12 protein-coding genes are annotated in these 11,881 nt (G+C 38.3%); 8 read left to right on the forward strand and 4 right to left on the reverse strand.

The window, feature by feature from the left end:
- Positions 1-53 precede the first annotated feature (53 nt).
- Positions 54-1,235, forward strand: coding sequence for an MFS transporter (locus tag ACIQXI_RS19915; protein ID WP_402928009.1), 1,182 nt, complete (start codon positions 54-56; stop codon positions 1,233-1,235).
- Between the two features lie 485 nt (positions 1,236-1,720).
- On the opposite strand, the gene rlmD is transcribed toward ACIQXI_RS19915, so the two are convergent.
- The 3 genes from rlmD to ACIQXI_RS19930 form a co-directional block, all read right to left on the reverse strand.
- The gene (gene rlmD, locus ACIQXI_RS19920) at positions 1,721-3,097 is read right to left on the reverse strand and encodes a 23S rRNA (uracil(1939)-C(5))-methyltransferase RlmD (RefSeq protein WP_402928011.1); all 1,377 of its coding nucleotides are present in this window, start codon (positions 3,095-3,097) and stop codon (positions 1,721-1,723) included.
- A 72-nt stretch (positions 3,098-3,169) separates the two neighbouring features.
- Positions 3,170-3,988 carry a polysaccharide deacetylase family protein gene (locus ACIQXI_RS19925; protein WP_402928012.1) on the reverse strand — a complete coding sequence of 273 codons (819 nt, stop codon included), beginning with the start codon at positions 3,986-3,988 and terminating at the stop codon, positions 3,170-3,172.
- Between the two features lie 85 nt (positions 3,989-4,073).
- Entirely contained in the window at positions 4,074-4,970 is an 897-nt protein-coding gene (locus ACIQXI_RS19930) for a TIGR01777 family oxidoreductase (RefSeq protein WP_402928014.1), read from the reverse strand.
- A gap of 100 nt (positions 4,971-5,070) precedes the next feature.
- On the opposite strand from ACIQXI_RS19930, the gene recX reads away from it, so the two are divergent.
- Genes recX through ACIQXI_RS19945 form a run of 3 tightly spaced genes read left to right on the forward strand, consistent with a single transcriptional unit; the run spans position 5,071 to position 6,470 of the window.
- Positions 5,071-5,874 carry a recombination regulator RecX gene (gene recX / locus ACIQXI_RS19935; RefSeq protein WP_402928016.1) on the forward strand — a complete coding sequence of 268 codons (804 nt, stop codon included), beginning with the start codon at positions 5,071-5,073 and terminating at the stop codon, positions 5,872-5,874.
- Positions 5,871-6,200, forward strand: coding sequence for a YfhH family protein (locus tag ACIQXI_RS19940; protein ID WP_402928017.1), 330 nt, complete (start codon positions 5,871-5,873; stop codon positions 6,198-6,200). Before recX ends, ACIQXI_RS19940 begins: the two co-directional genes overlap by 4 nt.
- Positions 6,201-6,470, forward strand: coding sequence for a YfhJ family protein (locus ACIQXI_RS19945; protein WP_402928019.1), 270 nt, complete (start codon positions 6,201-6,203; stop codon positions 6,468-6,470).
- Between the two features lie 63 nt (positions 6,471-6,533).
- Here the strand turns inward: ACIQXI_RS19945 and ACIQXI_RS19950 are convergent, their stop codons facing one another.
- Positions 6,534-7,520, reverse strand: coding sequence for a metal-dependent hydrolase (locus ACIQXI_RS19950; protein WP_402928021.1), 987 nt, complete (start codon positions 7,518-7,520; stop codon positions 6,534-6,536).
- 249 nt (positions 7,521-7,769) lie between these two features.
- Between ACIQXI_RS19950 and mutY the strand changes: the two genes are divergently transcribed.
- The 4 genes from mutY (at position 7,770) to ACIQXI_RS19970 (ending at position 11,842) form a co-directional block, all read left to right on the forward strand.
- Complete coding sequence (gene mutY / locus ACIQXI_RS19955) at positions 7,770-8,801, forward strand: A/G-specific adenine glycosylase (protein WP_402928023.1); 1,032 nt, start codon at positions 7,770-7,772, stop codon at positions 8,799-8,801.
- A 63-nt stretch (positions 8,802-8,864) separates the two neighbouring features.
- Positions 8,865-9,041 (forward strand): gamma-type small acid-soluble spore protein, encoded by a 177-nt coding sequence (locus ACIQXI_RS19960; RefSeq protein WP_402928024.1) that lies wholly within the window; start codon positions 8,865-8,867, stop codon positions 9,039-9,041.
- 283 nt (positions 9,042-9,324) lie between these two features.
- On the forward strand, positions 9,325-9,876 hold the full coding sequence (gene ntdP / locus ACIQXI_RS19965; protein ID WP_173479563.1) for a nucleoside tri-diphosphate phosphatase: 552 nt from the start codon (positions 9,325-9,327) through the stop codon (positions 9,874-9,876).
- A gap of 220 nt (positions 9,877-10,096) precedes the next feature.
- Positions 10,097-11,842 carry an ABC transporter ATP-binding protein gene (locus tag ACIQXI_RS19970; RefSeq protein ID WP_402928025.1) on the forward strand — a complete coding sequence of 582 codons (1,746 nt, stop codon included), beginning with the start codon at positions 10,097-10,099 and terminating at the stop codon, positions 11,840-11,842.
- Positions 11,843-11,881: the final 39 nt, after the last annotated feature.

The raw sequence follows: 11,881 nt of genomic DNA on the forward strand, positions 1-11,881 counted from the left end.
AAGGCTTTTTGGTATGCTGTAATGTGGAAGCAGACTAGATGTTGGAGGAAAAGATGAATTACTTCGCAGATTACAGCAAAAAAAGGTTTACTATTTTAGTGATAATTGTATCCATATCGGGATTTTCACAAGGGATGCTCTTACCACTTATCTCGATTATTTTTGAGCGCGATGGTGTATCTTCCGCTTTAAATGGTTTAAACGCGACAGGTCTATACATAGGAACTTTATTAATTGCACCGTTTATAGAACAGCCTTTACGAAGATGGGGCTACAAACCAATTATTTTAATTGGCGGTGCACTTGTCTTTATTTCGCTTATGATATTTCCATTATGGAAAAGCGTCACATTTTGGTTTGTCTTACGTTTGCTAATTGGTGTCGGAGATCATGCGCTCCATTATGCAACGCAAACTTGGATTACAAGTACAGCGGATCATAAAAGTCTTGGTAAAGGTATGGCTATTTATGGTTTATCCTTTAGCACCGGCTTTGCAGTAGGGCCATTAATGGTAAAGCTGATACAAATTGCTGAGCCATTGCCGTTTATTGTGTCAGCAATTTTGTGTTTAATTGCGTGGTCTTTTGTATTTTTCTTACGCAATGAAAAGCCAGAGCGTCTTACAGGTGATATGAATGCAAGGGGCTGGAATCGCTATAAGGTAGCCATTGTCTTTGGCTGGATAGCCTTTTTAGGGCCATTTGTTTATGGCTTTTTAGAATCTTCTTTGAATGCTTTATTTCCTGTTTATGCATTGCGCATTGGCTTTAAAGTAGATATGATTCCGGTTATTTTATCGGTCTTCACATTTGGGGGTATTTTAACGCAAGTGCCACTAGGTGCGCTAGGCGATAAAATTGGCCGACGCAATATTTTAATGTTTGGATCATTTGGAGGAGCCATTCTATTCACTATTGCGAGCTTTTTAGAGCACTCACAAATGGCTGTAGTTATCGCATTTTTCTTTGCAGGTACACTTGTCGGTTCGATGTTTTCTCTCGGTATTACATATATGGCTGATTTAACGCCGAAAGAGCTACTACCAACTGGAAACTTGCTTTGTGGTATTGCCTTAAGTATCGGTAGCTTAACAGGACCTTTTTTAGGTGGCGTTTATTTAGAGTTTGTAAAAAACTATAGCTTTCTTATACTAGTAGCACTGTTATTATTAGCTGTTGCGTCAGTTTTACTCGTCTTCGGAAAAAATAAAAATAAGCGGCCAGTGACGGTTTAATGTCATGGTCGCTTTTATAGGCAAAATAAAAGAGCGGGGCTCATCTCCCGCTCATAAAACAAAAAACGCCCAGCAAATCCGTGCTGTAATGGCGTTTTTCGGTGTGACACGGATGTTCCGTCCATGCCACGTAGGTTTGGCACCTAGTGATATATTATACAGATAAGCTTCAATAAAAGCAATTAGATAATAATGCCATAGTGGATGAAAAAGGGAAGAATCCGCGGTAGAAGACAAAAATTCCGCGGTTGAAGGGAGGAATCCCGCGGTAGAAGTCGATAATTCCGCGAAACGAGGGAGGAATTCCGCGGTAGAAGTCAATAATTCCGCGAAACAAGGAAAGAATCCCGCGATAGAAGTCAATAATTCCGCGAAAGTAGGGAAGAATTCCGCGATAGAAGACAATAATTCCGCGGTATAGGACTTCAACGCACTTTGAAAAATTAAAAGAGCATCTCAAAATTAATTGAGATGCTCCATACATGTTATTTTTTTAACACTAGCTTTGCAACGCACTCTACCTGTGCAGTTTGAGCGAACATATCTACTGGTTGGATATATTCTACATCATAAAGCTTTGATAGTTCTTGTAAATCTTTTGCTAATGTAGATGGGTTACAAGAGGTATAGACAAAACGTTTTGGTTTAAGCTTAAGAACTGTACGAATAAATTCTGGTGCAAGGCCTGTACGTGGTGGATCGACGGTAATCACATCCGGCGTGAAGCCTTCTTTGCGCCATTTTGCTAAAATATTTTCAGCCGTGCCAACTGCATATTTTGTATGTTTAAAGCCGTGATTGCGCGCATTAGTTCGTGCATCTTGAATGCTTTCTGGAATGACATCCATGCCACGAACTTCTTTCACTTGATCAGCTAGCCATAAACCGATTGTCCCCACACCACAGTAAGCATCAACAACCGTTTCTTTACCTGTTAATGCAGCTGCTTTTTTAATTTCATCATATAAATGTACGGTTTGTGTTGGATTCAATTGGAAGAATGCACGAGCGGATAGGTCGAATGCTAATTCCCCAAGTTCCTCATGGATTGTTTCCTTGCCGTCCAGCACAATTGTTTCATCACCGAAAATAAGGGATGTTTTTTCACGATTAATATTTTGCGCAATCGACACAATGCTTGGATCGATTTTTTTAATGCGTGTGATTAGCTCAGCAAGGTGAGGAATTTCTTTGCGTGTTGTCACTAGCACGACTTGCGTTTCACCAGTGCGAATCCCTGTACGTACAACAATCGTACGCACTAAACCATCGAGCGTACGACCATCGTAAATCGTAATATTTAGTTTTTGTAAGATTTTTCGAGTGGCTACAGTAATTTTCGATGTAATTGGATGTTGGACAAGGCAATCATTTATATTTAGTAGTTTATTACTGCCTTCAGTAAAAAGCCCAGCATAGACACGTTTGCCTTCTTTACGTACTTGGAATTGGCTTTTATTGCGATAATGCCATGGGTTGTCCATACCAATTGTTTTGCGAACATCTACTGTTTCTGCTAAAGGTTTAGCGTAGCGTTCTAAAGCTTGCATCACGATATCACGCTTTTCAATCAGCTGTTTTTCGTAAGTCATATGCTGAAGTTGGCAACCGCCACATTCATTGTAGACAGGGCAGGGTGCTTCCTGACGAAACTTTGAAGTTTTACGTATTTCCAGAATTTCAGCCTCAGCGAAATTACGCTGTGTCTTTGTCACTTGTGCCGTAATTTCTTCACCAGGAATCGCTCCTTTTACAAAGACAACATTGCGTTTGTAAAAGCCAACTCCTTCGCCATTAATACCAAGTCTTTTTATCGTTAATGGGAATTTTTGTCCCACTTCCATCGTTGTTTGTTGCGTCAAGCGTTCCACGTCCTTTAACTTTGTTCAGCACGCAGATATTGATAACATGCTGATGTCATCTCCCCATTATAACTAAGGAGTGGACGATTGCATAGTGACAGGGAAATCTTCATATTCCAATACTAAATCGTCGAGCGATAAAAATGTATAGCCTTGCTTTTTCGCTTCGGCAATAAATAATGGAAGGGCTTCAGCATTATCTTGCGCTACGGTATGCATTAAAATAACAGCGCCAGGATGAAGTTGTTCCATCAACGCATTATAAGCATAATCCGCTCCACGTCGTTCATCCTTTAACCAATCTTTAAAAGCAACAGACCAGAAAATATGACGGTAACCTTCAGCATTGCCCACTTCTAATAATTTCGCATTGAAAATTCCTTCTGGTGGGCGGGCATATGTTGTACGGTCAATGCCTGTCAATTCACGTAATTTTCCATCAAACTTCCGCCATTCTGCACGCATGCCATCGCGCGTTAGCTTAGCCATATTTGGATGCCCATAAGAATGGTTGCCGATTGTATGACCATCCTGCACCATCCGCTTTACAAGGTCACCAGCACTTTCTAAATAATGCCCAGTTAAGAAGAAAGTTGCGGGTGCATTTTCTTTTTCCAATGTATCCAAAATACTTTCAGTAAAGCCATTTTCGTAGCCATTATCAAAAGTTAAGTAAGCCACTTTTTTATCAGGTTTGCCTTTATAAATTGCTCCATACTGGTCGAGTAGTTTGTCAAGTTGTGCACCCGCTTGTGCTGGTTCGCCATTCTTTGCTTTTTTAATGCCCCAATGATATTCATCTGAGCCAGATGCAAAGTAAGGATTAAAGCTAATTGCTGCGGCGATAATAAAAGTAGCGATTACTGCACCTACGATATGTTGTTTCCACATAAAAAACGCATCCTTTCCTTTTCGTTTAGGATGCGTTATTTTTAAAATTTTATCCTACATCTCAATTTACTTTGTGCATTGATTTTTATAATAAATTTTCAAGTGCTTCTTGTAAATGTGGAAATTGAAATTCGAAATTTTGGGCTTGTAAGACAGTAGGTAAAACATGCTGTCCTTCTAAGACAAGCATACTTTGTTCGCCAAGAGCTACACGCATGGCAATACTAGGAACTGGCATCCAATGACGGCGTCCCATTACTGAGGCAATCGTTTGTCCGAATTCTTTCATGCGTTTTGCATGAGGAGCTGTTACATTAAATGGTCCTTGAATAGAAGGATTAGTAATCGCAAAATATATTGCGCGTGCTACATCTTCAATATGGACCCATGATAACCACTGTTTTCCTGTACCGATTGTGCCGCCAACATGCAATTTATAAGGCAAAAGCATGGAAGGCAATGCGCCATTGTCACGACCTAAAATTACGCCAAAACGGGCAAGGGCTACACGTACACCTAATTTTTCCGCCCGCTTGGCATGGCGCTCCCAATCATGAACCGTCCATCCTAAAAAATCTTTTGAATAATGGCTTGTGTTCTCATCATAAGTGGTTTCTGTAGAAGGTGGGTAAATCCCAACTGCACTAGCATTTACAAGGACCTTCGGTGTTGTTTTTAATTGTTCTAGTATACGGACAATTTCAAGCGTCGCATCCATCCGGCTAGTATAAATGGCTTTCTTTTGCTTCTTTGTCCAACGTCCAGCATTTAGAGACACACCTGCTAAATTGACAACTGCTTCAATACCCTCTAAGTCATTTTCGGGACGAGCGCCTTCTTTTAGCCATTGTACATAGTGAATGCCATTTTCATATTTAGAATTGCTACGTGATAAAATAAAAATTTCATGCCCTTGTTTTTGTAATAATTTTGTTAGTGCTTCGCCAACAAAGCCAGTACCTCCAGCAATGGCAATTTTCATAACATCCCCTCCATTTCCAAATAGCTGTATCTCAACTATACACAAAGATAGAAAAAAAGAAAAAGATGTTATAATGATAAGGCAAAGAGGTGGTATCGCTATGCGTGTTATTACAAAAATTGCGCGTCAAAAAAACAATCCAGAACGTTATAATATTTATTTGAACGAGGAATATGCTTTTCCTGTAGATGAGGCAATTCTCATCCAATTTGGTCTGACGAAAGGGAAGGTTCTTGTAGAATTTGATATTCAAGAAATAGCCTACGAAGATGAAATTCGTAAAGCTTTTAATAAAGGATTAAATTTTTTGTCTTATCAAATGCGTAGTGAGCATGAAGTGAAAAAGAAGCTAAGCTCATTAGAGTTTGGAGAAGCTGTTATATTAGAAGCTATCCAAAAATTAAAATCTTATGGTTTTTTAAATGATGAATCTTATTCGAAAGCATTGCTTGATACAAAAAAGGCTACGATGAAAAAAGGGCCGCGAGCAATTCGACAGGATCTTATCAAAAAAGGAATCGATAAAAATTTGCAAGATGAAGTGCTTGAAACATTTAGCCATGAGGAACAAGTAAAGCTCGCCACACAGCTTGCAGAAAAGGTGATCCGCTCTGAAAAGAAGAAGACACCAGCGCAAATAAAAGCAAAAATTCAAGATTTTTTAATGCGTAAAGGCTATTCCTTTACTATTGTAGATGAAGTACTTGGACAGGTAGAAATCGAGCAAGCGGAAGATGAATGGCAGTCGTTACTCGAGGCTCAAGGCGAAAAAGTTTGGAAAAAGTATGCCTCGAAGTATACTGGTTATGAGTTAAAAATGAAAACGAAGCAGGCACTTTATCAAAAAGGATTTCCTGTCGACATAATTGATCGTTTTATTGAAGAGAAGGAGAATGAACAATGAATGACAAAAACTATGCTGCAATGACAGAACATGAATTACGAGAAGAAGTAGCTAAGCTAAAAGAAAAGGCTCGTAAAGCAGAACAGCTAGGCATTCTGAATGAATTTGCAGTATACGAGCGTAAAGCTTTAATGGCTGCAGCATATTTAGTTGATTTAGATACAATTGTACCGGGTGAAATGTATCGAATCGATGGCTCTGACAACAATTATTTTCAAGTCGATTATTTAAAAGGGCGCTTTGCTTGGGGGCATCGTCTTGGCGGCGATAAATATCAGGAAGCGTTACCTGTTTCAATTTTATCACCTATAAAGGCGGGAAAATAAATGCAAGAAAAAATTGATAAACTAACAGCGGAATTACTTGAAAAAAATCCTCAAATGTCAGTCGGGCGCGCACGTGTTTGGATTGAGCTACTATGGAGTGATTTTGAATCGACTTCTGCCAAAGCAGGTTACAATTATCGTGGAGCTGATTTTACCGAAAATTTAGTGCGCCAATTAATTACAAGCTACGGCGATAAGCTCCATGAATTTGCAGGACGTAATCCAAAATATGCTCATTTACTAGATGCAAGTGATGATATGATACAATAACGATTAGTTAAAACATAACAAAGCCGGTGTTCCCTTCAATAGGATACCCCGGCTTTATTTGATTTAATTACTTGCACCAATTTGTAATTTTTTTTGCAACTTATCTTCGGTAAAAATCCAACCCGTGTAAGATGTAACGATTTCGTTTGCTTCATTTAAATGGGCTACTGCTACGAAAGGGTAGCGATTGTCACTACGATAGCGTAAATCGATTAACCTCACTTCAGTTAAGTCATTGTCAAGCTCAGAAATTTCCCATCGATATAACGGTGAGAATGACACGAATGCATCGAGATTAGGGTCTTTCAAAGCTGCTTCAACAGTAGGGGTTTTCGGTAATGGCTTAATTTCAAACTTATCGTAAATATTGACAGAGCGACCATAAGCACGGCCAACATAGTAATGTGTTTTTGATTTTGCTGCGATGCGCCAGTGGAAAAATCGCATTGTAGGTGCAACAATGACATATTCCTCATCTTGAATTGTATTATGCACAGCTCTTTTCACTGCTTTTTGCACAGCAAAACGTAAAATGTAGTAAATCACAATAATTCCATACATTGCGCTAAATGTCCAAACAGGGTTAGCGCCAAAAGCCCATAGTAAAATGCCGAGACAGTGGAGCGTAAAAATAATGGGATCAAAAGTATTGATTACACCGAGTGCCACCCATTTTTTAGAAAATGGACGAATCGCTTGTGTTCCATAGGCATTAAAAATATCAACGAAAACGTGTATAGCTACCGCAAGAAATGTCCAAAGCCACAAATGTAACATATTGGCGTCTTGAATGATTAGTGATAACACGATTGTTATTAAAATAGGCCAAATAATGACAGCTGGTATTGAATGTGTTATCCCGCGATGATGTCGGATATAAATTGCGTTATTGCGTAGTTTTAAAACGGTATCCACATCAGGTGCTTGAGAGCCAATTATTGTACCAGCCATAACAGCAGTAAAGGTTACGGAATGATTAGCAACTACGGGGTCAGCTAGTGCGAGACCACCGAGTGCAATTCCCATAACGAAATGTGTTCCAGAATCCAAAATTATCCACTCCTAGTATGCGTGAAAAAAGCGTACAATGCATACATGTATATTTCAATAATGGTATTGCTTTTACAATTTACTTTTCATTCATTAAATATTCATTGATACTAGACGGTAAATGTTGGGGCATTCTTAAAAAGAAGCCGCGAAACCTCTAGATGTTTTTTGTCATATTATGAGAATTAACTTTCTTAATTGTATACCCTTTTAAACATAAATTAAATCGTAAAGACACGGGAGGTCACTGTGAATTATCCATATGTAGCAGAATTTCGACAATCTTTAGTCGAATGGTTTGAAGAAGAGAAACGAGATTTACCTTGGCGGCATACAAAGGACCCTTATAAAATATGGGTTTCTGAGGTAATGCTACAGCAAACACGCGTCGACACTGTTATTCCTTATTACAATCGCTTCATGGAAAGCTTTCCAACTTTAGAATTATTAGCAGAGGCACCTCAAGAATATTTATTAAAACATTGGGAAGGCCTCGGCTATTACTCGCGAGCGAGAAATTTGCAAGCTGGGGTTCGTGAAGTTTTAGAAAACTATGGTGGGATTGTACCTGATAATCGTCATGAAATTTCGAAGCTAAAAGGCGTAGGTCCCTATACTGCAGGTGCTATATTAAGTATTGCCTATAACAAGCCTGAGCATGCAGTTGATGGCAATGTTATGCGTGTGTTAAGTCGAGTCCTAAACATTCATGACGATATTGCGCTTCCGAAAACAAAGAAAATTTTCGAAACTGCGGTTGATGAACTAATTGATCCACAAAATCCATCTTCCTTTAATCAAGGCTTAATGGAACTGGGTGCACTCATTTGTTCACCAACTTCACCGAAATGTTTATTATGTCCGGTTCGTGATTATTGCACAGCTTTTCATGAAGGACAACCAGAGACATTACCTGTGAAATCCAAAAAAGTGAAGATGAAGCATATTTTCTTCGATGTTTTTGTCTGTGAGGATGACAATGGACGAATATTAATGGAGCAACGTCCTTCAGAAGGTTTACTCGCAAATATGTGGCAGTTCCCAATGGTTGAACAGAACGAAAATGCATTTGAAATTTTTGTCCAACAATATGAAATAGAGCCGCAAGCAAAGCAAGACATTTTAACATTTAAACATGTATTTTCTCATTTAACATGGCATATAAATGCTCATTATATGAAGAGCAAATTATGTGAAAAGGGTGAATGGCTAACACGGGAACAAATTGAGCTATTGCCAATGCCAGTGCCCATGTTAAAAATTTGGCAGGCGATAAAATAAAAAATAAAGAGCATAAATGTCATCACCTCTGTACACAATAATGAGCGTGGAGGTGAATGACTGATGAAGAAAAATCAAAACACGAACCAACAAGCAAATAAAAATATGCAACGCCAAAGTGAAGAGTTTGGATATGAAACAGACTTCAACGAAGTGCAACAGCAAAATGCTAAAGCTGAGCAGAAAAAAGCGCAAGCTTCAGGACAATTTGCTAAGAATAACCAAAACTCTAGCAAGTAATCATTTTGTAACTGCATAATTGCATTTACCTTCTAAAGGGCTGTCTGAAAATCGAAAAGATGAAAAGGACAGCCCTTTTCTATATTTTTTAGCTGTCAGTTAAAAAATTCCAATAAGGTTGCTATTATGATGGAAATTGCTATTAATTTACGAAAATTTGTACATAAATAACATGACTCAGTGAAATTTGTAGTTTTCAACTACACCTTTCGCGTACAGATTGCTATAATATACTAGAGACTGCTAGATTTAGGTAGCATAGACGAAAAGGTGGGCTTCAAAGATGGCAATACCGGTAGAAGGAGAAACGATACAAATACATAGTTATAAGCACAATGGCCGCATCCACCGTGTTTGGCAAGAAACGATGGTTTTAAAAGGAACTAAAAACATTATTATCGGTGCGAATGAACGAACACTTGTGACTGAATCCGATGGTCGTACGTGGCTAACGAGGGAGCCTTCTATTTGTTATTTCCATGCGGAGCATTGGTTTAACATTATCTGCATGTTGCGTGAAGACGGTGTATATTATTATTGTAATCTGAGCTCACCATTTGTTTTCGATAATAATGCCATTAAATATATTGACTATGATTTAGATATTAAGGTCTTTCCTGATATGTCGTATACCCTTTTGGATGAAGATGAATATGAGCAGCATCGACAGGAAATGTCTTACCCAGATGTCATCGATAAAATTTTAAAGCGTAATGTCGAAAAATTAATTAGCTGGATACAACAAAAAAGAGGACCCTTTGCACCTGATTTTATCGATGCTTGGACAAGTCGCTATAAGTTTCAGCTCGATATGCAAGCGGATGATAGTCAGTAACACCTATTATTAAATTAATAGGTGTTTTTTGTTTTTTAAAGGGTATTTTATGAATAAGACGATCTGTGGAAATGGAAATAGTCAGCATAAAAGTTCAACTTACTGTACTTCATGCTAAATATTGCTATAATACGAAAGGGCATTCGTCATAGAATGTCTGTTTGTTTTTTAATGTATAGAAAGCTACAAAGGTGGTTTTCTAATAAGGAAGTGATGAAAAATGGGTAGTATAAAACGTTATATGCGTTTTGTAAAACCATACACATGGGAAATACTTTTAACGGTATTAATCGGTATAGTGAAATTTGCAATCCCGTTATTTATTCCATTGCTTATCAAAATAGTATTGGATGATATTATTGCTGCGGAAAACTTAACGGATGCGGAAAAAACAAAGGAATTGTTTTACTGGTTAGGCGGTACAATTATTGTGTTCTTTGTTATTCGACCTCCAATCGAGTATTACCGTCAGTACTTTGCACAACATGTCAGTAACAAGGTCCTTTTTGATATTCGTAAAGAAATATATGCACATTTACAAAGGCTGAGCTTGAAATATTACGCCAATACAAGAGCTGGCGATGTTATTTCACGTGTTATTAACGATGTTGAGCAAACGAAAAACTTTGTCATGACAGGGTTAATGAATGTTTGGCTTGATTTAGCGACGATTGTCATTGCCGTTGCTATTATGTTGGCTATGGATGTCAAACTGACACTTGTAGCATTAATTGCCTTCCCGTTCTATGCAATTAGCGTAAGGTTCTTCTTTGGCAAACTTAGGATGTTAACACGTAATCGTTCACAAGCACTTGCGGGTGTCCAAAGTTATCTTCATGAACGAGTGGCTGGAATGAGTATTATTAAAAGTTTTACACTCGAAAAGCATGAGCAAAAATTATTTGACGAAGCGAATGGCGAGTTTTTAGAAAAAGCATTAGATCAAACAAAATGGAATGCGAAGTCTTTTGCAGTTGTTAATACGATTACCGACGTAGCACCATTACTTGTTATCGCTTATGCAGGCTATCAAGTCATTAATGGACCGTTATCTGTCGGTACGATGGTTGCCTTTATCGCTTATATTGAACGACTTTATGGACCACTTCGACGATTGGTAAGTTCATCTACAACGTTGACGCAGTCGATTGCCTCAATGGACCGTATGTTTGACCTTATTGATGAGCCTTATGAGGTGAAAAATAAAGAAAATGCTTTAACACTAGAGAAGGCAACAGGTGAGGTACGTTTTGAAAATGTAGCTTTTCAATATGAAGCAGATGGTTCAGCAATTTTACAAAATATGAATTTTACCATAAATCCAGGGGAAACAGTTGCCTTTGTCGGGATGAGCGGTGGAGGAAAGTCTACTATTATCAGTTTAATTCCTCGTTTCTATGATACGACGGATGGAGCGGTTTATGTAGACGGACATAATGTTAGAGACCTCACAATTCATTCATTGCGCTCTCAAATTGGAATTGTATTACAGGATAATATTTTGTTCAGTGATTCAGTAAAAGAGAATATATTGATGGGGAAACCGGATGCGTCTGATGAAGAAGTAATTGCTGCAGCAAAAGCGGCGAATGCGCATGACTTTATTATGAGCTTGCCGAATGGCTATAACACAAAGGTTGGTGAACGAGGGGTCAAATTATCGGGTGGACAGAAGCAACGTGTGGCTATTGCCCGTGTATTTCTAAAAAATCCACCAATTTTAATTTTGGATGAAGCTACATCAGCGCTTGATTTAGAGAGTGAAGCACTTATTCAAGAATCATTGGATGCCCTTGTGCATGACCGCACAACAATTATTATTGCGCACCGACTTTCTACTATTACACATGCAGATAAAATTTTCGTTATTGATCATGGACAATTAATAGAACAAGGTAATCACGAGCAACTAATGAAGAAGCAAGGTACTTACTATAATTTATTCCAAGTACAACATTTAGATTAAGTAATGAAAGATAACGATTGCCGTTGAATTTCGTTATGG

Source organism: Lysinibacillus sp. NPDC097195 (assembly GCF_044762075.1).
GTDB lineage: Bacteria > Bacillota > Bacilli > Bacillales_A > Planococcaceae > Lysinibacillus.

Coding starts and splice junctions, on each gene's coding strand:
- ACIQXI_RS19915 (WP_402928009.1), top strand. CDS start 54: ATGAATTACTTCGCAGATTACAGCAAAAAAAGGTTTACTATTTTAGTG.
- ACIQXI_RS19925 (WP_402928012.1), bottom strand. CDS start 3,988: ATGTGGAAACAACATATCGTAGGTGCAGTAATCGCTACTTTTATTATC.
- ACIQXI_RS19930 (WP_402928014.1), bottom strand. CDS start 4,970: ATGAAAATTGCCATTGCTGGAGGTACTGGCTTTGTTGGCGAAGCACTA.
- recX (WP_402928016.1), top strand. CDS start 5,071: ATGCGTGTTATTACAAAAATTGCGCGTCAAAAAAACAATCCAGAACGT.
- ACIQXI_RS19940 (WP_402928017.1), top strand. CDS start 5,871: ATGAATGACAAAAACTATGCTGCAATGACAGAACATGAATTACGAGAA.
- ACIQXI_RS19945 (WP_402928019.1), top strand. CDS start 6,201: ATGCAAGAAAAAATTGATAAACTAACAGCGGAATTACTTGAAAAAAAT.
- ACIQXI_RS19960 (WP_402928024.1), top strand. CDS start 8,865: ATGAAGAAAAATCAAAACACGAACCAACAAGCAAATAAAAATATGCAA.
- ntdP (WP_173479563.1), top strand. CDS start 9,325: ATGGCAATACCGGTAGAAGGAGAAACGATACAAATACATAGTTATAAG.
- ACIQXI_RS19970 (WP_402928025.1), top strand. CDS start 10,097: ATGGGTAGTATAAAACGTTATATGCGTTTTGTAAAACCATACACATGG.